This window comes from Oleiphilus sp. HI0125, from assembly GCF_001635355.1.
On sequence record NZ_LWGF01001239.1, the window covers coordinates 1 to 600 of the forward strand.

1 protein-coding gene is annotated in these 600 nt (G+C 43.2%); it reads left to right on the forward strand.

Annotation, left to right across the window (positions count from 1 at the left end; all coding sequences use genetic code 11):
- Nucleotides 1–225: 225 nt before the first annotated feature.
- The coding region (locus A3762_RS21580) for a YhcB family protein (protein WP_156493656.1) at nucleotides 226–600 on the forward strand (375 nt) is incomplete at its 3' end.

The window sequence follows — 600 nt, forward strand, 5'->3', positions numbered from 1 at the left end:
CTGAATAGGAGAAAGAGACGCTAAAGACATAAAACAACTCACCGTAAGGATTAAAGACAATCAAAGGATTGCAGCTACAATAAAAACGGCGCATATTCTGCCGTGATGCAAAGAGAAAGGCCAATATTTCTCATATTCTTGGAAAGCATACTGAGCAGTGTTGTCATGTAAGACAAAGGGTTTTAGTATCCAATCACGTCAATTAAAGAAACAAGCAGGTTATTTGTGACAGAAACGAGCATTCAAGTTATCGCAGCGTTAGGTTTATTTAGCTTAGGATTAGTTATCGGCGTTCTCGTGCAACGAAGCACTAAAGGCGATGGCCGAAAGATTGCTCGCCTCCAAGCAAAACTCAACGAAACCGAAGAACGCTTTACGCGTTATCAAGCCGATGTAACTGCCCATTTCATGGACACTGCACGCAAGGTGCAAACACTGAATAAAAGCTACAAAGACGTTCACGAACAACTTGCGAGTGGTGCTCGTAAGTTGTGCGAAGATGACGAGATAGAAAGCGTGTTATCGCTAAGCTTTAACGCAAGCAAAACGCCCTCTCACCGAGGCCACACGATCGACATAGCTAATAATGACGTTACACCA